The organism is Curtobacterium sp. ABR8 (assembly GCF_057812125.1).
This window is the reverse complement of sequence record NZ_CM173818.1, coordinates 1,811,566-1,834,656: the sequence shown is the minus strand read 5'-3', so window position 1 is coordinate 1,834,656 and position 23,091 is coordinate 1,811,566. Positions and strand designations below refer to the sequence as shown.

The following is a 23,091-nucleotide window of genomic DNA, read 5'->3' as shown; positions in this document are numbered from 1 at the left end:
GACCCTCAGGCCACCGGTTCCCCACGATACAGCGCCTCGAACGTCGAGAGCGTGCGGTTGATGTCGTGTGCCTCGATCATGGCCGTACTGCGCTGCCGCATGGCCGTGTACTGCGCTTCGGGGGCCGTGAGCACGGCCTCGAGCTTGGCGGCGAGGTCGTGCTCGTCGCCCGGGACGAACAGGTACCCGTTGCCGTCGATCAGGTGGGGCAGGGCCATCGAGTCCGCGGCGACGACCGGCAGTCCGGACGCCATCGCCTCGAGCGAGGAGATGCTCTGCAGCTCGGCGGTCGAGGGCATCGCGAACACCGTGCCGTTCGTCAGGGCGGTGCGCTTGGCCTCGTCCGAGACGAACCCGAGGAAGCGGACGCGGTCCTCGAGCCCGAGCTCCTTCGCCAGGGCGGTGAGCTTCGGGATCATCTCGCCGTCGCCGACGATCGTCAGGGTCGCCGCCAGCGAACCGGGCAGCAGGGCCACGGCGCGGACCAGGACGTCGAGGTTCTTCTCCGGCGCGACCCGGCCGACGAACACGATGTCGTTGTTCGCCGGTCGACCCTCGCGTGCGACGTAGCGGGACGCGTCGATGCCGCAGGAGATGGCGAGCACGCGCTGCCCGGCGATGGCCTTCCGCAGGTAGTCGGCGGCCAGGTTGGTCGGCGTCGTGATGGTGTCCGCGAGCCGGTAGGTCTTCGCGGCGTCGCTCCACGCGATCTTCAGCGCGATCGGCAGCGTCCACTTGCCGAACGGCGTGTACTCGAGCAGGTTCTCCGGCATGAAGTGGTTCGTCGCGACGACCCGGATGCCGCGCGCGTTCGCCTCGGGGACGATGCCGCGGCCGATGACGACGTGCGACTGGATGTGCAGGACGTCCGGCTTGACGGCGTCGAGGATCGGGCCGGTCCACTTCCTGACGCTCCACGGCCACACGAAGCGGAGCCAGGCGTGCAGGGGCCACTTGTACGACTTCAGGCGGTGCACGACGAGGGTCACGCCCTGGTGCTCTTCGTCGAAGGTGCCGTACTGGCGGCTCGACGCCGGGGCGACGACGTGGACCTCGTGCCCGCGCTCGGCCAGGCCGACGGCGAGCTGCTCGGCGAAGGTGGCGGCGCCGTTGACGTCCGGCGGGAAGGTGTCCGCGGCGATCAGGACGCGCAACGGTCGGTGCCCGCCCGTCGCACCCGTCGGTTCGGCGGTGGCGGTGGTGACGTCTCCTGACACGGCGGGCGTCGTCCTCTCGTGGGCGATTGCTGGTCGGACTGCGACGGTACCGCACCTGGTTCCGCTGCCGCGTCAGCCGCGCGGAGGACCCCGTGGTCCCCCGGGGTGACGCAGCCCCAGCCGTCAGGCGCGGGTCTGGGGGTGGTGCTTGGCGAGCAGGAACACCCCGGTGATGGCGATGCCGGCCGCGACCACGAACCCGGCGACCGCACCCCACGGCGCCCCGGACGCCTCGTCGAGGACGATGACGCCGATCCCGACCGCGACGATCGGGTCGATCACCGTCAACCCCGCGATCACCAGGTCGGCCGAGCCGCTCGAGTACGCGTTCTGCACGAAGTACCCGCCGAGCGATGCCGCCACGACCACCCCGACGATCGCGAGCACCGTCAACCAGTCGAACGTGCCGTTCACGAACCGGTTCAGCACGACCTTGGCCAAGGTCGCCACGAAGCCGTACAGGACGCCGGCGCCGACGATGTAGTAGAGCGCGCTCTTGTGCTTGGCCACGAGCCGGAACGACACGAGCACCAGCACCAGGACCACGGCCAGGATCACCAGGACGGTGACGAGCTGCTGCCGGGTGATGGCGCTCTCGTGCCCGACGAAGGCCGCGATGCCGACGAAGATCGCGACACCGATGATGCACGTCCACACCGCACGCCGCGCTCGACGCCCCAGCGGCACGCCCGACGACCGGGACGAGAACCACGTCGTGATCACGAGCGCGACGGCGCCGAGGGGCTGCACCACGATCAGGGGCGCGAAGGTGATGCTGACCAGCTGCAGGACGACCGCGATGCCGAGCATCAGCGTGCCGAGCACCCAGGAGCCGCTCGAGAGCAGGCCGACCACGTGCCGGACGCTCAGCCCCTTCGACTGCCGCCCGAGCCGTGCCTCGACCCGCTGCACGCCGCGACTCTGGAACTGCGCACCGAGGGACAGGAACACCGCACCGATGAGCGCGACCGGGATCATGAGCGCCTGGAACGGCGTGAGGTTGCTCACTGCGTCCGGCAGCTGGAGGTCCGTCGTCACGCGTCGAGGCTACCGTTCCGCGCCGGATAACCTGGGTGAATGGCCGTTCTCCCGATCCGCATCACCGGCGAACCCGTCCTGCACGAGCGTGCAGCCGAGGTCACCGAGTTCGATGACGACCTCCGTTCGCTCGTCGCCGACATGTTCGAGACCATGGACCTCGCCCCGGGCGTCGGGCTGGCCGGACCCCAGGTCGGCGTCGGCAAGCGCCTGTTCGTGTACTCGTACACCGACGACGACGAGGTCCTGCACCGTGGTGCCGCCGTGAACCCCGTCCTGTGGATCAGCCCGCCGGTCCCCGAGTCCGTCGACGAGCTCGACGAGGACGACGAGTCCGAGGGCTGCCTGTCCGTGCCGGGCGAGCGCTTCCCGCTCCGACGTTCCGGCAGCGCACTGCTCCGCGCGTTCGACGAGCACGGCGAACCCTTCGAGGTCCGGGCCGACGGTTGGCTCGCGCGCGTCTTCCAGCACGAGTACGACCACCTGGACGGCTGGCTCTACGCCGACCGCCTGGTGCACCCCTACGGCAAGCAGGTCGCGAAGGCGATCCGCAAGAACAGCTGGGGCGGCCCCGGCCAGTCGTGGCTGCCGGGTCGCGACCACCCCGAGGGCTGACGGCCAGGAGGCCCGGCTCAGCTCCGGTACGTCGACAGTGCGTCGCGCAGGTGGTCGGTCTCCGGGTGCCCCGGGCAGTACTGCAGGAGCCCGGCCGCGACGTGCGCGGCGCCGTCGTCGGCCACGGCCGACGTCCACGGGTCCGTGCCGGTCACGGCGCAGGTGCTCGCGAGCTCGACGAGCGTCGCGTCACCGCGGGCCGCGTCGACCGCGGCCTGCTGCTGCGCCGACGGCACCGAGCCCGTGAGCCGCTTCGCGGTGCACGAGGTCCGTTCGTCCTCCCACACCGCGGAGTACGTCGTGTAGGTCTCGGGGTCGCCGTCGTCGCACACGAACGCGAACACGACCGGCGAGGCACCCGACCCGAGCCCGGTCTCCGAACTCGTGGGCTCCTCGGACGAATCGGTGTCCGGTCCGGCACCGCTGCACCCGACCAGCACCGGCGCGACCACGACCGCGAGCAGCACGCCGAGGAGCGCGTCGCGGGTCGGACGGGATCGGTGCACCTGTGAACGCTAACAGCAACTGCCCGGCAGGAGCCGCACGGCCGCTCCTGCGATGATGGTCGGGCACGCCCCGCCCTGGAGGTCCTCATCCCCCGCCTGCACTCCCGCCCCGTCCGCGTCGCCGCCCTCGTGGTCGTCGCCGTGGCTGCCCTGTTCGTCGCCGTCTGGCACCTCGGCCGCCCGACCATCGTCAACGACGAGTTCGTGTACCTGCGGGCGAGCTGGGCCTACGTGCACGGCAACTTCTCGCTCAACCTCGAGCACCCGCCGACGGCGAAGTACCTGTACGGCATCGCGCAGCTCGTCGTCGGGCAGGGACCGCTCGGGCCCCGCCTGGTCGCCGCGGCCGCGATGCTCGGCACCGGCGTGGTCCTGCTCGTCTGGTTGCGGCGCGAGGTCGGCTTCTGGACAGGACTCCTCGCCGCGGGCGCGTGGTGGCTGACGCCGCGCGGGTCCGGCGCCGGCTGGGCCGAGGCCGGCTCGGTCATCGGCGCGCGGATCGACCGCTTCGCGATGCTGGAGCCCCTGATGGTGTTCTTCGCGGTCGCCTCGCTCGCAGCCGCCTGGACCTGGATGCGCACCGGCAACCGCTGGTGGATCGCGGCCGCGGGTGCGCTGCTCGCGATGTCGGTGACGTCGAAGGTCTCGACCGCGGTGCTCGTGCTCGCGATCGGCGCGTTGCCGCTGCTGTTCCGGCGCTGGCGCGACCTGGGCGTCGGTGCACTGTTCGGCGGCCTCGCGTTCGTGGTCGTCTTCGTGCTCCTGTACCTGCCGGTGGGGCTGTTCACCGCCATCGGGCACATGCTGAAGTTCCAGGCGCAGCAGAACGCGCACGGACACCCGACGACGATCCTCGGCACGATCTACCCCGCAGCCCCGTGGTGGGCGAACTTCGCGTTCCTGGCGGCCGGCACCGGCTGGTTGCTGCTCTCGGTGCTCCTCGTCGGCGTCGTCTGCGCCTTCGCGATCCGGCCGGACCGGCTCGTCGCGTTCCTCGGCATCGCGCTCGGCGTCTTCCTCGTCTTCTACGTCATCGTCGCGAACGTCTCGCTCCCCTACTACTACGACGCGTGGATGCCGCTCGTCATCGCGCTCGCGGCGATCGGGTACGCCCGGCTGACCGCGGTGCGCCCGCCCGTCGGTCGCATCGTGGCCACGGTGCTCGTGGCGTCGTTGCTCGTGCCGGCGGTACGGCTCGGCGTCGCGGTGGCGCAGTCCCGTCCGAGCGGCATCGCCCTGCTCTCCGATGCGCTCCAGGTGCGCGGCAAGGACTCCGAGGGCGTGCTGTTCGCCCGGTTCAGCGCGAACACCTGGCGGATCTACCTGCCCGAGCGTGGCACGCAGAAGCCGCAGTACGGACCCTTCGACGCGATCGTCGTCGGGCACGACGACCGCCGCGCCATGCCGCACCAGGTCGCGGAGTTCCTGTCCGAGTACGCCGACCAGCTCGACCACTTCCGGCTCGACTACCTCGACGTCTACGTGACCAAGACCGGCACGATCGACGACAACAACCGTGACGGCACGCTCCGCATCGAGCCGGACACCCCCGCGTCCTGATCGGCGCGCCCGCGCGACGCGCGGCCGCGGGCACCGCCCCTGAAACACAAACGGCCCGGAAACGCAAACGGCCCGGATCCGTGAGGATCCGGGCCAGACGCTCCCCGAGTTGGACTCGAACCAACAACCTGCCGGTTAACAGCCGGCTGCTCTGCCAATTGAGCTATCGAGGATCACTGTCCGCTGGCGAATGTCGTGCGAACAACGGGTAACAGCATAGCAGCACCGCGGGGCCACTCACCGCATCGGACACGCCGCCCGGGCGCGCCGCGACGCGCACCCCGGTGCAGCGCTGTTCCTCAGTACCCGGCGACCGGGTCGACGACGCCGACGAACCCCTCGCCGCTGCCGTCGAGGAACGCCGTGGTGTTGAGCCGCACCCGCTCGGCGAGCAGCGGCGCGACCATCTCCGGGGTGTCCGCCTGGTGCGGCGTGATGACCGCGCCGGGCTCGGACCACAGCGGGTGGCCGTCGGGCAGCGGCTCGGGGTCGGTGACGTCGAGCCCCGCGCCGGCGATCGCACCCGTTCGCAGGGCGTCGACCAGGGCGTTGGTGTCCACGAGTCCCCCGCGGGCGATGTTCACGAGCCGGGCGGACGGCTTCATGATCGCGAACTGCCGCGCGCCGAACAGCTTCGCGGTGCCCGAGGTCATGGCGGCGGCGATCATCACGACGTCGGCGTCGGGCAGGACCGCGTCGAGCTGGTCGGTCGTGACGGTGCGGGAGGCGCCGTCCACCGGGTCGGCCGAGCGGCGCACCACGGTGACGTCGACGTCGAACGGGGCGAGCAGGCGGATGTACTCGAGCGCGATCCCGCCCGCACCGATGACGACGACGTTGCGGCCGTACAGCGACACACCCTCGGGCTCGGTGGCCCACGAGTGCGCACGGGCACGCTTCTGCAGCACCCGCAGCGTCCCGAGGGTCAGCGCCAGGGCGTGCTCGGCGACGGGTTCGGCGTACGCGCCCTTCGCCGAGGTGAAGAGGACGCGGTCCCCGTGCTCCTGGATGAGGTGCGCGAAGGCGTCGACACCGGCGAACGGCAACTGCACCCAGCCGACACCCGGAGCGGCGTCGAGCGCGTCGGCGAGCCCGGACGGGTCGCGGGGGTCCAGCCAGACGAGCCCGCGGGTCTGGGCGTCGAGCGGCGCGACGGTCCCGCCGGCCTCGGTCACCGCGGTGACGTGCAGGTCGGTCGGTTCCGGCAGCACGGCGACGGGACCGGACTGCGGCGCGTCGATCGGCAACGGGGCACCGGAGGTCGGGACGACGGCGCGGTGGCCTCGGGTGGCGGTGCTCACGGGTTCTCCTGTCGGTCCGTGCGGGGGCCGGTGCCGGCGGCGACCGGTCGGCGCGGCGCCGTCGAGCGGCGCGGGGCGGTGGCTGCCGGGCGTCGCTTGACGCCGCGGGCCGCGGTCGCAGCCAGGGTCTTCACGTAGGGGTCGACGGGGTTGTCGAGGACCTCGTCGAAGGTGCCGAGGCCGACGAGCCGGGCGTCGGCCATCACGGCGACGCGGTCCGCCAGGGCACCCGCTTCGCGCAGGTCGCTGGACACCACGACGGCGGAGAACTGCCGGTTGCGCTGCAGGGTCGCCAGTGCCTCGAGCACCGACTGGCGCACGAGCACGTCGACACCGCGGGCGGGCTCGTCGGCGACCAGGAGCTGCGGTTCCAGCACGAGGGCCCGCGCCAGGGCGACGCGCTGCCGCTGCCCGCTGGACAGTTCCCAGGTGTTCAGGCGCATCACGCCGAGCGGCAGGTGCACGGCGTCGACCAGTCGGGCGACGATCAAGCCGGCCTCCTTCCGGTCGAAGCGGCGGTCGCGCTGGTAGATCGGTTCGGCGATGGCCTCGCCGACCGTCAGGTCCGGGCTGAGCCGGTCGGCACCGTCCTGCGGCAGGTAGCCGATGCGTCCGCTCAACCGTTCGAGCTTCCGTGACGAACCGCGCAGACCGCGGGTCTTCTGGCCGAGGACGGTGAGTTCGCCCCCGACGATGTGGCGACGGAGCGCACCGTCGCCCTCGCCGTGCGACCCGAGCTGGCCCGCGATCGCGGCGGCGAAGGTCGACTTGCCGGACCCCGACTCCCCGAGCAGCGCGAGGATCTCGCCCTGCCGCACGGTCAGGCTGACCCCGTCGACCGCTCGGATCGACTCGGACCCCCGTCCGCCCCGGTACTCGATCGACACGTCGTCCGCGACGACCGCCGGTCCGTTGACCGCGATCATGGGTCCCCTTCCACGCCGCCCCCTGGCGGCGGTTCGCGACGGACCGCGCTGGCAGGACCGTCGTGCGTACAGCTGTGGAGGCGACCGCCCAGGAGGCCCGGCGTGCGTCGACGACGCAGGTCGGGCCTCCTGGGCGGGTCACGTCGGGTCAGGACCCGGCGTTCTCCAGTCGCTCCAGCGTACGCCGTCGCTCGGCCTGCTCCGCAGGGTCCGGCACCGGGAGCGACGCCAGCAGGCGCTGCGTGTACGGGTGCTGCGGGGCACCGAGGACCTGCGCCGTCGTGCCCACCTCGACCAGGTCTCCGCGGTAGAGCACGGCGATCCGGTCGGACAGCGCGCCCACGACCGCCAGGTCGTGGCTGATGAACAGCGACGCGAAGCCCAGGTCCTGCTGGAGCTCGAGGAAGAGCTCCAGCACGCGCGCCTGCACCGACACGTCGAGCGCGCTCGTCGGCTCGTCGGCGATGAGCAGCTTCGGCCGGAGCGCGAGCGACCGGGCGAGCGAAGCGCGCTGACGCTGGCCGCCGGAGAGCTCGTGCGGGTAGCGGTCGCCGTACGCCTTCGGCAGCTGGACAGCCTCGAGGAGTTCGTCGACGCGCTGGCGGGCCGCACGGGGGCTCGACACCTCCTTGTGGACGACCAGCGGCTCGGCGACGCACTCGGCGATCGTGAGCAGCGGGTTGAACGAGGTCGCCGGGTCCTGGAACACGAACCCGATGTCCTTCCGCAGGTGCTTGAACTCCCGCTCGCGGTAGCCGAGCATCTCCGCACCGAGGACCTTCAGGGACCCGCCGGTGACCTTCGTCAGGCCGGCCATCGCGCGCCCGATCGTGGTCTTGCCGGAACCGGACTCGCCCACCAGTCCGAGGACCTCGCCGGGACGGATCGCCAGGTCGACGCCCTTCACGGCCTTGAACGCGGGCGAACCGAGGCGGCCCGGGTACTCGATCTCGAGCCCCTTCGCCTCGACCAGCGGTGTGACGTCCTCGGTGATCGCGGCACGGCGGGCGGTCCCCGTCGACGCCTCGAGCCGGGGCACCGCGGCGAGCAGCCGCTTCGTGTAGTCGGCCTGCGGCCGCGCGAAGAGGTCCGTCGCCGACGCCTCCTCCACGATCTCACCCTGGTACATCACGGCGACGCGGTCGGCGAGGTCGGCCACCACGCCCATGTTGTGGGTGATGATCACGATCGCGGTGCCGAACTCGTCGCGGCACCGGCGGAGCAGGTCGAGGATCTCGGCCTGCACCGTCACGTCGAGCGCCGTGGTCGGCTCGTCGGCGATGATCACCGACGGCTCGAGCGCGAGCGCACTCGCGATGACCACACGCTGCTTCTGCCCACCGGAGAACTGGTGCGGGTAGTGGTCGACGCGGGTCTCGGGGTCGGGGATGCCGACGCGACCGAGGTAGTCGATCGCCTTCGCCCGTGCCTCCTTCTTCGACATCCCGCCGTGGGCGCGGAGCCCCTCGGCGATCTGCCACCCGACGGTGAACACCGGGTTGAGGGCGGTCGACGGCTCCTGGAAGACCATCGCCCCGGCGGTCCCCCGCAGGCTGCGGAGCTTCTGCGCGCCCACGCTCACCACGTCGGTGCCGTCGAGCAGCACCGCGCCGCCGAGCGTCGCCGTCTCCGGCATCAACCGGAGCATCGCGCGAGCGGTGACGGACTTGCCGGAGCCGGACTCGCCGACCAGGGCGAGGACCTCGCCGGGACGGACGTCGAGGCTGACGCCCTTGACCGCGTCGACGGCGCCGCCGTCGGTGGCGAAGGTGACGGTCAGGTCGTCGACGACGACGACGGGTGCGTTCTCGGTGTCGGTCGTCATGCGCCCGCTCCATCCGCGGTGGCCGTGTTGCGCGCGTCGCGCGTGGACACCAGCTGCTTCAGCCGTCGGCGCGCACGCAGACGGGGGTCGGAGATGTCGTTGAGGCTCTCGCCGATGAACGTCACACCGAGGACGAGCACCACGATCGCGACACCCGGGTAGACGCCGGTCCACCAGACGCCGCTCGCGACGTCGGACAGCGCGCGGCTGAGGTCGTAGCCCCACTCGGCGCCGGACGTCGGACCGATGCCGAACCCGAGGAAGCCGAGGCCGGCCAGGGTCAGGATCGCGTCGCTGGCGTTCAGCGTCAGGATCAGCGGCAGGGACCGCGTCGAGTTCCGCAGCACGTGCCGGATCATGATGCGCCACGGGTTCGTGCCCATCACGCGCGCCGACTCGACGAACGCGTCGTTCTTCAGGCGCACGGCCTCGGCACGGACCACCCGGAAGTACTGCGGCACGTAGACGACGGTGATCGAGATCGCCGCCGCGATGATGCCGCCCGAGTAGCTCGAGTTGCCGCCGGAGATCACGATCGACACGACGATCGCGAGCAGCAGTGAGGGGAAGGCGTAGATCGCGTCGGCGACCACGACCAGGACCCGGTCGAGCCAGCCGCCCAGGTAACCGGAGACCAGGCCGAGCAGGACGCCGACGATGATCGACACGACGACCGCGACGATCACGACGAGGACCGCGGTGCGGGCGCCGTAGACGACCCGACTGAACACGTCGAACCCGCCGACGGTGGTACCCCAGATGTGCTCGGCGCTCGGAGCGCCGGTGCGCGGGAAGCTCTCGCCGTCCGCGCCCTGCAGCTGGCCGAAGCCGTACGGGGCCAGGAGCGGCGCGAACACCGCGACGAGCAGGTACAGGGCGCAGATGACCACGCCGACGATGAGCATGGCGCGCTGCCAGCCGGTGCTCTTGCGGAGCTGGACCACCACGGGCAGCCGCTTCCAGAGCGGCTCGTGGCGGTCGACGAGGGTGATGTCGGCCATCGTCAGAACCTCACTCTCGGGTCGATCAGGGCGGCGACGACGTCGACGATGAAGTTGGTCACCGCGACGATCACCGCCAGCATCGCGACGATGCCCTGCACGGCGACGAAGTCCCGGGCCGACAGGTACTGGTTCAGCTCGAAGCCCAGGCCGCGCCACCCGAAGGTGGTCTCGGTCAGGACGGAGCCGCCCAGCAGCATCGCGATCTGCAGGCCCATCACGGTGATGATCGGCACGAGCGCGGGGCGGAATGCATGGGTCCGGACAAGCCGGGACTCGCGGACACCGCGGGAGCGCGCCGCGTCGACGTACTCGGAGCCGAGCGACCCGATCATGTTCGCGCGCACCAGGCGCAGGAAGATGCCGGCGGTCAGCAGCCCGAGCGTCAGCGCCGGCAGGACCGCGTGCTGCAGCACGTCGCCGATGATCGCGGCGTTGCCGGTCCGCAGCGCGTCGATGATGTAGATGCCGCTCGCACCGGGGATGCCGTCCAGGATGAGCTCCACCCTGGTCGAGGCGCGGTCGCCGAGCGGGAGCCAACCGAGCCACACCGAGAAGACGAGCTTCAGCAGCAGGCCGCCGAAGAACACCGGGGTCGCGTAGGTCAGGATCGCGAGGGCGCGGAGCAGCACGTCGGGCCACTTGTCGCGCGTGTACGCGGCCAGCATGCCCAGCGGGATGCCGAGCACGAGCGCGACGACGAGGGCGTAGAACACCAGCTCGGCGGTCGCACCGCCGTACTGCAGGATGATCTCGGTGATCGGCCGGTTGTCCGTCGACGCGTTGCCGAAGTCACCACGCAGGATGTTGCCGAGGTACTCGAAGTACTGCACGAGCACGGGACGGTCGTACCCGGCGGCGTGCAGGCGTTCCTGCAGCTGCGTCGGCGTGAGCCGGCCGCCGACCGACGCGGTGATCGGGTTCCCGATGACGCGCATCAGGAAGAAGACGAGCGTCACCAGGATGAAGACGGTCGGGATGATGAGGAGGAACCTGACGAGGATGTACCGGCCGAGTCCGCCGCCACTGCTCTTGGCACTGCGTTGTGCCTGTGGCTTGGTCGGATCGGTGCCGTTCACGTCCTGGGTCGCCTCTGGGGTGCTCAGGGTCACGGGGAGGGGTGCCTTTCATGCCGGTGCGCAGGCCGCGGGCGTTCCTCGTGGGAACGCCCGCGGCCTGCGCGAGGGGCGTGGTGCTACTTGCTGAGGGTGGCGTACCGGAACTTGAACGAGGCGTCGAGGGTCAGGCCCTTGACGTCCTTGCCGGCGACGGCGACGGACTTGCCCTGCAGCAGGGGCAGCGTCGAGATCTGCGAAGCCTCGCGCTCCTGGGCCTGCTCGATCAGGTCGGCACGCTTGTCCGGGTCGGACTCCGCCTGCTCCTTCGCGATGAGGTCCTGGATGACCGAGTCGTCGTAGTGGTTCTGGACGAAGTTCTCCTTGGTGAAGAACGGCGACAGGTAGTTGTCGGCGTCGGAGAAGTCCGGGAACCAACCGAGCTGGTACTCCGGGTACGCGTCCTTCGTGCGCTCCTGCGCGTAGGTCGTGTAGACCGTCGACTGGATGTTCACGGTGAACAGGCCCGAGTCCTCGAGCTGCGTCTTCAGCAGCGCGTACTCGTCGTCCGAGGCCGAACCGTAGTGGTCGGGCGCGTACTGGATGTCGAGCTGCACCTTGCCGGAGACACCGGCGTCGGCGAGGGTCTTCTTCGCCTTGGCGACGTCGGGGCCGCCGTCGCCGTCGCCGTACATGTCCTTGAACGGCTGGACCGCACCGGTGAGGCCGTCCGGCACCATCGAGTACAGCGGCGTGAAGGTGTCGTTGTAGACCTCCTTCGCCAGGGCGGCGCGGTCGACCACGTCAGCGGCGGCCTGGCGCACGGCGAGGGCCTTCGCCTCGTCGGCGTCGTCCTGACCGGTGCCGAACGGCTGCGTCTTGAAGTTGAAGACCACGTAGCGGATCTCGCCGCCGGGGCCGTCGGTGACCTTGAGGTCGTCGTCCTTGCGCAGGTCCGAGATGTCGGTCGGCGTCAGCGAGCGGTACGCCACGTCGACGTCGCCCTTCTGCACGGCGAGCTTGAGGTCGGTCTCCTTCGTGAAGTAGTTGGCCGTCACCTCCGACGTCTTCGCCTTGCCGAGCAGGCCGTCGTACTTCGGGTTCGTCTTGTACTGGATCAGCTGGTTCTCCTTGTAGGAGCTGATCTGGTACTGCCCGGCGAACGCCTTGCCCTTGACGATGTCGTCGGCGCTGGTGAGCTTCGTCGCGCTGAAGACGTCCTCGTCGACGATCGGGCCGGCGGGGCTCGAGAGCACCTGCGGCCAGGTCTGGTCGGCGTGGTCGAGGTTGAACACCACGGTCGTGTCGTCCGGGGTGTCGATGCTCTTGAGGTTGGCCAGCAGCGACTGCGGACCGTTCTCGTTGTTGATCTTGAGTTCACGGTCGAACGAGAACTTCACGTCGCTCGAGGTGAGCTTGTTGCCGTTCGCGAACTCGAGGCCGTCCTTGAGGGTGACCTCGTACGTGGTGGGGCTCGTGAACTCCGCCTTCGTGGCGATGTCCGGCTCGACGTCCGGGCTGCCCACGGGCGTGTTCATCAGGAACGGGAAGACCTGGTTCTGCACGGCGAAGGAGCCGTTGTCGTAGGAACCGGCCGGGTCGAGGGACGTGACCTTGTCCGTCGTCCCGATGCTCAGGCCGTTCAGCTCGGTGTCGCTCACGCTGCTGCTCGCGCAGCCGGTCAGCACCAGCGCCGTCGCTGCTGCTCCGGCGCCGAGCGCGATGCCGCGCCTGCCCCACGTGGCTGTGTGCTTCTTGAACACGGATGCCATGTTCGATGCCTCTCTTGAAGATGGGTGCAAGTGTCCTGACCGGCGGGTGGAACGTCTGTGTGCCCGGCCAGGAACGCTCATTGGTATCACCCTGTCACGGAACAGATCGAACCGGGAGCGATTTGTTTACACCGCTGTAATGCACGCACCCGTCGCGTGATGCATCATTCGTGCGCATCGACCCGGCGCGCCGCACACGAAAGTTGCGCCGTGCAACGCATCGCCCGAGCGCGCCCGGGCCCCGCGTCCGGCCCACCTCCGGCCAACCTCCGGCCAGCCGAGGTTCCGAAATCTCGGCATCTCGGCGCTCGTTCGGCCCGGCACCGGAACCTCGGCGGAGCGCACGCGGCGTGTTGTGGAACCTCGGCACGCCGACCGGGAGGCCCGTCACACCTCCTCCGTGACCGTCACCTCGCCGACGTGGTCGCGCCGCACGGCCTCAGTCACGTCGTGCGGTCGCGTCACCTCGGCACTCGTGCTCGCCGAGGTTCCACGAAGGGCCGCTCGAGTGCGGCCAGATGTGCAGATTTCGGAACCTGGACGAACCGCACACAGCCGCCGGGCGGCTCGGGGGCTAGGACGCCTCGGCGTCGGCGCGCAACCGCATCCGCTGTGCGTCGATGTCCACGAGCTGCCGTTGGATCTCGGCGCGACGCTCGGCCTGCTCGTGCGGATCCGCGCGCTGCAGCTGCCCGAGCAGCGAGGCCTTGCGGGCGAGCAGGTCCCGCTCGACCAGGGCCACGACGATGCTCCGGCAGTACGCGGCGAGGTCCTCGGCGTTCCGCGCAGGGATCGGCGCGAGGGCCAGTTCGTGCGTGAGGGTGCGCAACGGCGTCGGCACGTCGGCGAGCAACCGGTCGAGCCAGTCCTGCGCCCCGATGACGTCGACGTTGGCGACCACGGCGTCCCGCACGACCGCGAGCATCGGTGCCGAGAACGTGGCGGACGCGGCGAGCCCGAGCAACGGCGCCCCGACGGAGGTCGGCTGCTGCACCATCGCCATCACGGCGTCGCGCTCCATGCGGCTGATCGGGTCGTTCGGCAGCGAGCGGATCCCGGCGACGGGCTCCTCGACCACACCGGCCCCGTCGGTGGCGTGACCGGCGCGACCGTCGCGCCCCGGGCCTCCTGACCGATCGTCCGTCGACCCCGCGCGCCGACGCGCGGTCTCGACCGCTCGGCGGACCTCGGGCATGTCCATGCCGAGCCACCCGGCGAGCTCACGGACGTAGCCCTGGGTGAGCGATCGGTCGCGGATGCCGGCGAGCACGGGGGCGGCTGCGCGGAGTGCACCGACGCGACCCTCGACCGTTTCGAGGTCGTGGCCCTCCAACGTACGGCGGATCATGAACTCGAACATCGGACGCTTGTTGGTGATGAGCCGGCGGATGGCGTCGTCGCCGCGGGCGAGCCGGAGGTCGCACGGGTCGAGGCCGCCGGGTGCCACGGCGACGAAGGTCTGCGCGGCGAACCGCTGCTCCTCGGCGAAGGCGCGAGAGGCGGCTCGCTGCCCGGCCTCGTCCGGGTCGAACGTGAAGACGACCTCGCCGTTGGCGTTCGGGTCGGCACCGGCCAGGTCGCCGAGCATCGGGCGCAGCACCTTGATGTGGTCGACGCCGAACGAGGTGCCGCACGTGGCGACGGCGGTGGTGATGCCGGCGACGTGGCAGGCCATGACGTCGGTGTAGCCCTCGACGATCACGACCTGCTTCTGCTTCGAGATGTCGCGACGGGCCAGGTCGAGCCCGTAGAGCACCTGGCTCTTGTGGTAGATCGGGGTCTCGGGCGTGTTGAGGTACTTCGGGCCCTTGTCGTCGTCGAGCAGGCGCCGGGCACCGAACCCGATCGTCGCCCCGGTGACGTCGCGGATGGGCCACATCAGGCGCCCGCGGAACCGGTCGTACGGCGACCGGTCGCCCTGGCTGACGAGCCCGGCCGAGGTGAGTTCCTCGAGGGTGAAGCCCCGACCGCGCAGGTGGTCCTTGAGCATGTCGTACGACTTCGGCGCGAAGCCGACACCGAAGTGCTGCGCCGCCGAGGGATCGAACCCGCGCTCCCCCAGGAACCGCCGTGCGGGGTCGGCCGCGGCGGTGGTGAGCTGCGCCGTGTAGTACTCGAGCGCGGCTTCGTTGGCGGCGATCAACCGGGCGCGGGTGTTGTAGTCGGTGCGCGGCCCGTCGCCCTCTTCGTAGTGCAGGGTGAAGCCGATCTTGGCGGCCATGCGCTCGACGGCCTCGGCGAAGGTGGTGTGGTCCTGCGCCATGATGAAGCTGAAGACGTCGCCGTCCTCACCGCAGCCGAAGCAGTGGTACCGGCCCACCTGGGGCCGGACGTGGAACGACGGGGAGCGTTCGTCGTGGAAGGGGCAGAGCCCCTTCATCGAGCCGACGCCCGCGTTCTTCAGCGTGACGTAGTCGCCGACGACGTCGGCGATGTTGACACGCGAGCGGACCTCGTCGATGTCGTTCCGCGCGATCCTGCCAGCCACCCTCTGATCCTAGTTCGTGGCGCCGACCTCGGCCGACCGCGGCCCCGAGATGTGGACGAGCCACCGAGGCCCCCGCTCACACCGAGATGTGGACGAGCCACCGACGCCCCCGCTCACACCGGGATGTGGACCGCTTCCCGCTCGCCGACCACCAACCGCCGATGCCAGGCGATCGCGCCCTGGTCCGTCAGGCTGGCGACCTGGTCGACCACTGCCCGGAGTCGTCCGTCGTCGTCGGTCGCCGCACGCCAGTCGGCCGCGAAGCCGGGTTCGAGGTCCGACGGCCCGGACGCCGCCAGGGCATCGAGCAGCTCCGTCAGGATCCGCCGCTGGTCCTCGTACACGGGCTGCCGGTCGCCCTGGGTCATCACGAACGCCGCGACGATGCCCTTGAGCACCGCGATCTCCCCGATGATCTCGGGCGGTGTGACGACCGAGGCCGCGAACCGGACGAGGGACCCGGAGGCGTAGGACTCGCGTGTCGCAGCCGTCGCCGTCCGCGCGAAGCGTCCGATCAGCTGCGAGGTCAGGTTCTTCAGGTGCGCCGCGTCGCGGCGGGACCCGTCGTACGAGGTCATCCAGAGCGGCAGTGCCCGGAGGCGGTCGAACGCCTCGAGCAGTTCCTCGCGGCTCAGGTCGTCGCCCACCCACGCGTGCATCGCGGTGACGATGTCGTTCTCGCCGACGCGGTCACCGAGGGCCGCGACGTCGATGAAGCCGGCGACGACGGCGTCCTCGAAGTCGTGCACCGAGTAGGCGATGTCGTCCGACAGGTCCATGACCTGCGCCTCGATGCACCGCTGGCGCCGGGGCGCCCCGGCGCGGAGCCACTCGAAGGCGTCGTGGTCGTCGTCGTAGAAGCCGAACTTGGTCCGGCCCGATGACGACTCGGAGACGCCCTGCGCCGCCGGCCACGGGTACTTGCAGCTGGCGTCGAGCGAGGCCCGGGTCAGGTTCAGCCCGAACGGACGGTCCCCGCTCCCGGCAGCGCCGACGTCGGCGCCCGGCCGCAGCCCGTAGACCTTCGGTTCGAGCCGGGTGAGCAGCCGCAGCGTCTGCGCGTTGCCCTCGAAGCCACCGATGCCGGCTGCCCAGGCGTTGACGGCGGTCTCACCGTTGTGACCGAACGGCGGGTGGCCGATGTCGTGCGCCAGGCACGCGGTGTCCACCACGTCGGGGTCGAGGCCGAGCGAGTCCGCGAGTTCACGACCGACCTGCGCCACCTCGAGCGAGTGCGTCAGGCGGTTCCGGGCGAAGTCGAGTCCAGTCGTCGGGCTGAGCACCTGGGTCTTGGCGGCGAGGCGTCGGAGCGCACTCGAGTGCAGCAGCCGTGCACGGTCGCGGGCGAAGTCCGACCTGCGGTTGCCGTGCTCTTCCGGCAGCCAGCGCTCGGCGTCGGCCGGACCGTACGAGGCGGTGGCGCTCATCCGCCGCTGTGGTGCAGCTCGGCGGCGGCGAGGACCTTGCGGAACTCGCTGTCGACGTCGCGGGACTCGAGCCAGCGGTCGGGCAGGGCGGTGCGCTTCGGGTTGCCGGAGCGGCCGCGGGGCCCCTCGGCGTCGGCCCCGGGGTACGGCGCGTCGTGGTCGAGCTGCCCGAGCAGGTCGTCGATCTCCTGCAGGCTCGACGCCATCGCGAGTCCGGACCGCACGTCGCTGCCGATCGGGTACCCCTTGAAGTACCAGGCCACGTGCTTGCGGATGTCGCGGCAGCCGTGCTCTTCGGACCCGAAGAACTCGACGAGCAGTTCGGCGTGCCTGCGGAAGCCGTCCGCGACCTCGCCGAGCGACGGCATGTACCGCAGGCCCTCGCCGCGGAACGCCGCTGCCAGGTCGCCGAACAGCCACGGACGCCCGAGGCACCCGCGCCCGACGACGACACCGTCGGCGCCGGTCTCGTCGACCATGCGCAGGGCGTCGGCCGCGGACCAGATGTCCCCGTTGCCGAGGATCGGGATGTCCGTGACGGCTTCCTTCAGCGTCGCGATCGCGGACCAGTCGGCGTGACCGGAGTAGTGCTCGTTCGCAGTGCGCGCGTGCAGCGAGACCGCGGCGACGCCGGCGTCCCGCGCGATGCGTGCGGCGTCCAGGTAGGTGAGGTGGTCCTCGTCGATGCCCTTGCGCATCTTCACGGTGACGGGAACGTCGCCCGCCGCGCGGACGGTCTTCGTGACGAGTTCGCGGAACAGCTCGAGCTTCCAGGGCAGTGCCGCCCCGCCGCCCTTGCGGGTGACCTTGGGCACCGGGCAGCCGAAGTTCAGGTCGATGTGGTCGGCGCGGTCCTCGCCCACCAGGATCGATGCCGCCTCGGCCACGGTGTTCGGCTCGACGCCGTACAGCTGGATCGACCGCGGGGTCTCGGACTCGTGGTGCTGGATGAGCTGCATCGACACGGGGGTGCGTTCGACCAGCGCGCGCGAGGTGATCATCTCGCAGACGTACAGACCGGCGCCGTACTCGCGGCAGAGCCGGCGGTACGCCATGTTCGTGATGCCCGCCATCGGCGCGAGCACGACCGGCACGTCGACCTCGATCGGGCCGATGCGCAGAGGCCGTGCTGGGGCTTGTGTGATCGTCATACCTGTTCCATCCTCCCACGTCGGTGCGCGGCGGTAGCGTTCTCCACATGACGATCGACGCCAGCACCCGGTTCGACACCGACGCAGCGGCCCGCGGCCTCACGGTCGAGGTCGTCGAACGCCCCGCTGCGGACTCCCTGCAGCAGGCCGCCGAGCTGCTCGGCATCGACCCCGGCGACATCGTCAAGACGCTCGTCGTCAAGCGGCACGACGGCGGTTTCCTGCTCGCACTCGTGCCGGGCGGTCGGAGCATCGCGTGGAAGAAGCTCCGCACCGTGGTCGGCGTGAACAAGCTCTCGATGCCCGACGCGGCGACCGCGCTCCAGGCGTCCGGCTACGAGCGCGGCACCATCACCCCCATCGGAGCGACCGGTGACCTGCCCGTCTACGCCGACGAACGGATCGTCGGTCGACGGGTCGCCCTCGGCGCCGGTCGCCACGGCGCGAGCGCCCTCGTCGACGCCGACGACCTCATCGCCGCGTACGGCGCGACGGTCGCCGACATCACCGACGAGGAACCGCAGCGCGACTGATCGCGTCGGCAGCAGCGCGACGCGCGACCGACGGAGTCGTCAGTCCGGCACCTCGGACCAGTCACCCTCGGCGCCGGCGAACGAGCCGGCGTCGATCAGGCACGCATCGCCTTCGCAGACCGGCGCCCCGCCGGGCGTGACGAGCGTCAGCAGGGTGGGGCGCGCCTCCAGGCCGGTGAGCGCGTCCGGCACGGACGACACGGACGTCACGGCCTGGAGGCGCACCGCGCCCTGGTCGCTGATGGTCATGTCCGTCATCGGGTCGCCGCCACGTCGGCGCTCGCGTCGTCCGCGGCGCGTTCGGTCGCCGAGGCGACCTCGTCGGGCGTCGTCCCGCGCAGCGCGACGACCTGCGTCAGGACCTGCTCGAACGCGGCCGGATCCTGCGCGCCGGAGACGCCGTACTTGCCGTCGATGACGAAGAACGGGACGCCGTTGATGCCGAAGGCCTGCGCCTGGGCCTGGTCGGCGCGGACGGCGGCGAGCTGTGCGTCGTCGCGGAGCGTCGCGAGGACCTCGTCGCGGTCGAGCCCGATCTCGGCGGCCAGGTCGGCCAGCGTCGCCTCGTCGCCGACGTGTTCGCCGCGTTCGAAGTAGGCGGTGAACAGGCGCTCGACCATGTCGAGCTGCTTGCCGTGCTGCTTGGCGAGGTGGATGACCTGGTGCGCCTTCACCGTGTTGGTGTGGTGCATGGCCTCGAAGTCGTAGTCAAGTCCGACGCTCGCGGCGATGCCGGTGACCTGGTCGAGCATCTGCTGCGCCTGCTCGACGGGCATGCCCTTGTGGTTCGACAGGAACTCGGCCTCGGTGCCCTCGAAGTCGACGGGGGTGTCCGGGCTGAGCTCGAAGGAGTGGTACTCGACCTCGACCGGCAGGGAGTCCGACGAGGCGCCGAACGCGGCCACGCCGGCTTCGAACTTGCGCTTGCCGATGTAGCACCAGGGGCAGGCGATGTCCGACCAGACATCGACCTTCACGGAGTCGTTCATGCTGATGCCAACGCGCGGCGTGCGCGCGCATTCCCGCAGAACCTGGTTCCGGACACCGCACCGTGGATCTTCGTGGTGCTGTGTCCGGAACCTGGTTCCGACGCCCGCCGAAACCCCTACGCGCCGAGCAGCCGCTGCGCCAGGTAGCCCTGCAGCTGGTCCAACGCCACCCGCTCCTGCGCCATCGTGTCGCGCTCGCGCACGGTCACGGCCTTGTCCTCGAGCGTGTCGAAGTCGACCGTGATGCAGAACGGCGTGCCGATCTCGTCGTGGCGACGGTATCGGCGACCGATCGCGCCGGCGTCGTCGAAGTCCACGTTCCAGTTCTTGCGCAGGTCATCTGCCAGGCCACGGGCGACGGGCGAGAGCTGCTCGTTGCGTGACAGCGGCAGCACCGCGGCCTTGACGGGCGCCAGGCGCGGGTCGAGGCGCAGCACGGTGCGCTTGTCGACGCCGCCCTTCGCGTTCGGGGCTTCGTCCTCGTGGTACGAGTCGAGCAGGAACGCCATGAGCGCACGGGTCAGGCCGAACGACGGCTCGATGACGTACGGCACGTACTTCTCGTTGGCGGCCTGGTCGAAGAAGCGCAGGTCCTGGCCGGACGACTCGATGTGGTTGTTGAGGTCGAAGTCGGTGCGGTTCGCGACGCCCATGAGCTCGCCCCACTCCGAACCGGTGAAGCCGAAGCGGTACTCGATGTCGGCGGTGGCGTCCGAGTAGTGCGCCCGCTCGCCGTCCGGCACGTCGAAGCGCCGGAGGTTCTCCGGGTCGATGCCGAGGTCGGTGTAGAACGCGACGGAGTCGGCGATCCACTGCTCGTAGTGCTCGCCCGCCTCGGCCGGCGGCACGAAGTACTCGATCTCCATCTGCTCGAACTCGCGGGTGCGGAAGATGAAGTTGCCGGGCGTGATCTCGTTGCGGAACGCCTTGCCGACCTGGCCGATGCCGAACGGGGGCTTCATGCGGCTGGTCGTGACGACCTGCGCGAAGTCGACGAAGATGCCCTGCGCGGTCTCGGGGCGCAGGAAGTTCAGGCCTTCCTCCGACTCGACCGGGCCGAGGTAGGTCTTGAGCATGCCGGAGAACTCGCGGGGCTCGGTCCACTCGCCGCGGGTACCGCAGTTCGGGCAGGCGATCTCCGCCATGCCGCCCTCGGGGTCGCGGCCCTTCTTCGCCACGAACGCCTCGGTCAGGTGGTCCGCACGGAACCGGTGGTGGCAGTGCAGGCACTCGACGAGCGGGTCGGTGAAGGTCGCGACGTGGCCGGAGGCCTCCCACACCTTGCGGGGCAGGATGACGGCCGAGTCGAGGCCGACCATGTCCCCGCGGCCGCGGACGAACCGCTGCCACCACTGGCGCTTGATGTTCTCCTTGAGCTCCACACCGAGGGGCCCGTAGTCCCACGCGGAGCGGGAGCCTCCGTAGATCTCACCCGACTGGAAGACGAAGCCGCGGCGCTTGGCCAGGGCGATGACGCTGTCGAGACGGGAGGGCTGTGCCAAAGGGTGCTCCAGAGGTCGCCGAGCTGGGTGCTCGGTGCGGAAACGGTCCGGGCAAGACTACCGGCGTTCGTCGGCCGGGAGGCCCGCCCCGCGTCCGCCGTCCGCGCTCACCTTCCCGACGCGCCCGGCCCCACCCCGCCCAGCGCGGCCACGACGTCGGTCACGTCCGCCTCGTCGTTCCACAGGTGGAACGCGATCCGCAGCCGCCCGGCACGTCCGGAGGCGGTGAGCCCCGCGGCGGTGAGGGCCCGGAGGGCCGACCCGTCGGCGTCCGCGAACGTCACGATCGCCTGCCCGTCGCCCTGCCGAGGCGACCCGAGGGCGTCGCACAGCCGATCTGCGAGACCGGTGGCGTGCCTCCAGACCGCCTGCTGGTCGAGCGCGACCGCGTGCTCGAGCGCGGCCACGGCACCGGGCCACGCCTGCCAGGCCGGCGAGACGTCGAAGCGACGGGCGTCGTCGGCCAGGTGCATCGCGGGTCCGTAGCAGGACGACCACACGTCCTCCCCCGCGTACCAGCCGGCCTGCACGGGGCGGAGCCGGCCGAGGGCGGTGTCGGAGAGTGTCATGAAGGCGACGCCGCGCGGCGCGCAGAGCCACTTGTAGGCGTGCGTGAGCGTCACATCGAACGGTGCCGCGTCGACGGGCAGGACCCCGGCGGCCTGCGTGAGGTCGCACAGGGTCAGGGCGCCGACGCGGCGGGCCGCAGCCACGACCGGGTCGGGGTCGGTGACCGCGCCCGTGGCGGACTGCACCGCGGACCACGCGACGAGGGCCGTGTCGGGCCCGACGGACGCGGCGAGCCGGTCGAGCGGGACGCTCCGGACCCGGACGCCGCGGTGTGCCTGGGCGAGGAACGGGAACACGACCGAGCTGAAGTCGCCGTCGGGGACGACCACCTCGGCACCGTCCGGCAGCGCGTCGGCGACGACCGCGGCCATCACCGAGGTCTGCGAGCCGGTCGCGACGCGGGACGCCGGGACCCCGACGAGCTCCGCGAAGAGCGAGCGTCCCTGTTCGACCAGCGCCCCGTAGTGGGCCGGCGACGTCTCGGCGCGGGACCATGCGTCGAGGTCGGCGCGCTGGGCCGCGAGGGTGCCGTGGGTCGGCAGACCGGCGGTGCACGCCGCGAGGTAGCCGCGGCCGGCGGGGAAGGAGTCCATGCGGACAGCGTCTCGGCTCGCTCCCCATCACACCAGGCCCGGTTCGTTGTGCCACCGATAACATGACGTGATGGACGAGATCGATCCCCAGTTGCTCCGGGTGCTGCGCGCCGTGGCCGACGGCGGGTCGATCACCCGTGCCGCCGCAGCGCTCGGGTCAAGCCAGCCGGCGGTCAGCCAGCTGCTCGCACGCGCCGAACAGCGGCTCGGGCACGCACTGGTCCTCCGTGGCGGACGCGGTGCCACACTCACGCACGCCGGGCAGGTGCTCGCCGACCACGCCCTGCACGTGCAGGCCGCGCTGACCGCCGCGCGCGAGGACCTCGATGCCGTCGGGGGCCTGACCCGCGGCCGGGTGCGCCTCGCCGGGTTCCCGAGCGCTTCCTCCGCCCTCGTGCCCGCCGTGCTCGCTCGGCTGGCGGCGACGGCTCCGGGCGTGACGACCTCCTACGTGGAGGTCGAACCGCCCGAAGCACACGACCTGCTGCTGAGCGGCGAGGTCGACGTCGCCCTCACCTTCACCTACGTCGGCGACGAGGTCGGAGCCACCCCGGACCCCGGGCTCGTCACCCGGGCGCTGGGGCGCGACCCGCTCGCGCTGGTGACGCCGTCCGGGGCAGGCCGACCGGGAGGCCCGGGGTCCGTCCGCCCCGCGGGCCCAGCTCCCGTGGACCTGGCGGCACACCGCGATGCCCGCTGGATCGGCGGCTGCCCGCGGTGCCGGGGGCACCTGCTCGCCTCGTGCGCTACCGCCGGGTTCACGCCCGACATCGTGCTCGAGACCGACAACGCGGCGGCGGTCGTGGGGCTCGTCGCCGCCGGACTCGGGGTGGCGCTGCTCCCCCGGCTGGCACTCGCGACGACGGTGATCCCCGCCGAGGTCCGGGTCGATCCCGTCGACGACGACCTGGCTCGACGCGTCGAGGTCGTCGTGGCGCGCGGGGCCGAGCGCGTCCCCAGCGTGCTGGCCGCCCTGGACGCCGTGCGGTCGGCGGCGCACCTGCTCGACGGACCCGGCTGAC

At 71.1% G+C, this 23,091-nt stretch carries 20 protein-coding genes, 1 tRNA gene and 1 pseudogene; 4 read left to right on the top strand and 18 right to left on the bottom strand.

What is annotated here, in order from left to right:
- Positions 1–5: 5 nt before the first annotated feature.
- On the bottom strand, positions 6–1,217 hold the full coding sequence (locus tag ACXKZB_RS08810; protein WP_488825733.1) for a glycosyltransferase: 1,212 nt from the start codon (positions 1,215–1,217) through the stop codon (positions 6–8).
- A 123-nt stretch (positions 1,218–1,340) separates the two neighbouring features.
- Positions 1,341–2,255, bottom strand: coding sequence for a DMT family transporter (locus ACXKZB_RS08805; RefSeq protein WP_185021365.1), 915 nt, complete (start codon positions 2,253–2,255; stop codon positions 1,341–1,343).
- Positions 2,256–2,294: 39 nt separating this feature from the next.
- On the opposite strand from ACXKZB_RS08805, the gene def reads away from it, so the two are divergent.
- Entirely contained in the window at positions 2,295–2,870 is a 576-nt protein-coding gene (gene def, locus ACXKZB_RS08800) for a peptide deformylase (RefSeq protein WP_123312874.1), read from the top strand.
- Positions 2,871–2,887: 17 nt separating this feature from the next.
- Here the strand turns inward: def and ACXKZB_RS08795 are convergent, their stop codons facing one another.
- Positions 2,888–3,376 carry a hypothetical protein gene (locus tag ACXKZB_RS08795; RefSeq protein WP_488825732.1) on the bottom strand — a complete coding sequence of 163 codons (489 nt, stop codon included), beginning with the start codon at positions 3,374–3,376 and terminating at the stop codon, positions 2,888–2,890.
- 141 nt (positions 3,377–3,517) lie between these two features.
- On the opposite strand from ACXKZB_RS08795, the gene ACXKZB_RS08790 reads away from it, so the two are divergent.
- The gene (locus ACXKZB_RS08790; protein ID WP_488825731.1) at positions 3,518–4,936 is read left to right on the top strand and encodes an ArnT family glycosyltransferase; all 1,419 of its coding nucleotides are present in this window, start codon (positions 3,518–3,520) and stop codon (positions 4,934–4,936) included.
- 100 nt (positions 4,937–5,036) lie between these two features.
- On the opposite strand, the gene ACXKZB_RS08785 is transcribed toward ACXKZB_RS08790, so the two are convergent.
- The 11 genes and pseudogenes from ACXKZB_RS08785 to dusB form a co-directional block, all read right to left on the bottom strand.
- A tRNA-Asn gene (locus ACXKZB_RS08785) sits at positions 5,037–5,109 on the bottom strand.
- A gap of 126 nt (positions 5,110–5,235) precedes the next feature.
- On the bottom strand, positions 5,236–6,237 hold the full coding sequence (locus ACXKZB_RS08780) for a D-isomer specific 2-hydroxyacid dehydrogenase family protein (RefSeq protein WP_488825730.1): 1,002 nt from the start codon (positions 6,235–6,237) through the stop codon (positions 5,236–5,238).
- Positions 6,234–7,163, bottom strand: a complete 930-nt coding sequence (locus tag ACXKZB_RS08775) for an ATP-binding cassette domain-containing protein (protein WP_340195738.1) — start codon at positions 7,161–7,163, stop codon at positions 6,234–6,236. The genes ACXKZB_RS08780 and ACXKZB_RS08775 overlap by 4 nt, the downstream gene beginning before the upstream one ends.
- Positions 7,164–7,311: 148 nt before the next feature.
- Complete coding sequence (locus tag ACXKZB_RS08770) at positions 7,312–8,988, bottom strand: ABC transporter ATP-binding protein (RefSeq protein ID WP_488825729.1); 1,677 nt, start codon at positions 8,986–8,988, stop codon at positions 7,312–7,314.
- Positions 8,985–9,989: an ABC transporter permease gene (locus ACXKZB_RS08765; RefSeq protein WP_488825728.1), complete on the bottom strand. Its 1,005-nt coding sequence runs from the start codon at positions 9,987–9,989 to the stop codon at positions 8,985–8,987. Before ACXKZB_RS08765 ends, ACXKZB_RS08770 begins: the two co-directional genes overlap by 4 nt.
- A 2-nt stretch (positions 9,990–9,991) precedes the next feature.
- Positions 9,992–10,678: an ABC transporter permease gene (locus ACXKZB_RS08760; protein WP_488825877.1), complete on the bottom strand. Its 687-nt coding sequence runs from the start codon at positions 10,676–10,678 to the stop codon at positions 9,992–9,994.
- A gap of 114 nt (positions 10,679–10,792) precedes the next feature.
- A pseudogene (locus ACXKZB_RS08755) lies at positions 10,793–11,068 on the bottom strand (ABC transporter permease); the annotation flags it as partial.
- Between the two features lie 116 nt (positions 11,069–11,184).
- Positions 11,185–12,816 (bottom strand): ABC transporter substrate-binding protein, encoded by a 1,632-nt coding sequence (locus ACXKZB_RS08750; RefSeq protein ID WP_488825727.1) that lies wholly within the window; start codon positions 12,814–12,816, stop codon positions 11,185–11,187.
- A 574-nt stretch (positions 12,817–13,390) separates the two neighbouring features.
- Entirely contained in the window at positions 13,391–15,304 is a 1,914-nt protein-coding gene (gene dnaG / locus ACXKZB_RS08745; RefSeq protein WP_488825725.1) for a DNA primase, read from the bottom strand.
- 113 nt (positions 15,305–15,417) lie between these two features.
- Entirely contained in the window at positions 15,418–16,731 is a 1,314-nt protein-coding gene (locus ACXKZB_RS08740) for a deoxyguanosinetriphosphate triphosphohydrolase (RefSeq protein ID WP_488825723.1), read from the bottom strand.
- Complete coding sequence (gene dusB, locus ACXKZB_RS08735) at positions 16,728–17,882, bottom strand: tRNA dihydrouridine synthase DusB (protein ID WP_123312883.1); 1,155 nt, start codon at positions 17,880–17,882, stop codon at positions 16,728–16,730. The genes ACXKZB_RS08740 and dusB overlap by 4 nt, the downstream gene beginning before the upstream one ends.
- Positions 17,883–17,929: 47 nt before the next feature.
- Between dusB and ACXKZB_RS08730 the strand changes: the two genes are divergently transcribed.
- A complete protein-coding gene (locus tag ACXKZB_RS08730) occupies positions 17,930–18,415 on the top strand; it encodes an aminoacyl-tRNA deacylase (protein ID WP_488825721.1) in 486 nt (161 codons plus the stop codon).
- 39 nt (positions 18,416–18,454) lie between these two features.
- On the opposite strand, the gene ACXKZB_RS08725 is transcribed toward ACXKZB_RS08730, so the two are convergent.
- From ACXKZB_RS08725 to ACXKZB_RS08710, 4 genes are all read right to left on the bottom strand, one after another.
- Positions 18,455–18,664 carry a hypothetical protein gene (locus tag ACXKZB_RS08725; RefSeq protein WP_488825719.1) on the bottom strand — a complete coding sequence of 70 codons (210 nt, stop codon included), beginning with the start codon at positions 18,662–18,664 and terminating at the stop codon, positions 18,455–18,457.
- Positions 18,665–18,669: 5 nt separating this feature from the next.
- Positions 18,670–19,404 (bottom strand): DsbA family oxidoreductase, encoded by a 735-nt coding sequence (locus tag ACXKZB_RS08720; RefSeq protein WP_123312886.1) that lies wholly within the window; start codon positions 19,402–19,404, stop codon positions 18,670–18,672.
- Positions 19,405–19,520: 116 nt separating this feature from the next.
- Positions 19,521–20,906 carry a glycine--tRNA ligase gene (locus ACXKZB_RS08715; protein WP_123312887.1) on the bottom strand — a complete coding sequence of 462 codons (1,386 nt, stop codon included), beginning with the start codon at positions 20,904–20,906 and terminating at the stop codon, positions 19,521–19,523.
- 107 nt (positions 20,907–21,013) lie between these two features.
- A complete protein-coding gene (locus ACXKZB_RS08710) occupies positions 21,014–22,069 on the bottom strand; it encodes an aminotransferase class V-fold PLP-dependent enzyme (protein WP_488825718.1) in 1,056 nt (351 codons plus the stop codon).
- A gap of 70 nt (positions 22,070–22,139) precedes the next feature.
- Between ACXKZB_RS08710 and ACXKZB_RS08705 the strand changes: the two genes are divergently transcribed.
- Positions 22,140–23,090, top strand: a complete 951-nt coding sequence (locus ACXKZB_RS08705; RefSeq protein ID WP_488825716.1) for a LysR family transcriptional regulator — start codon at positions 22,140–22,142, stop codon at positions 23,088–23,090.
- Position 23,091 lies beyond the last annotated feature (1 nt).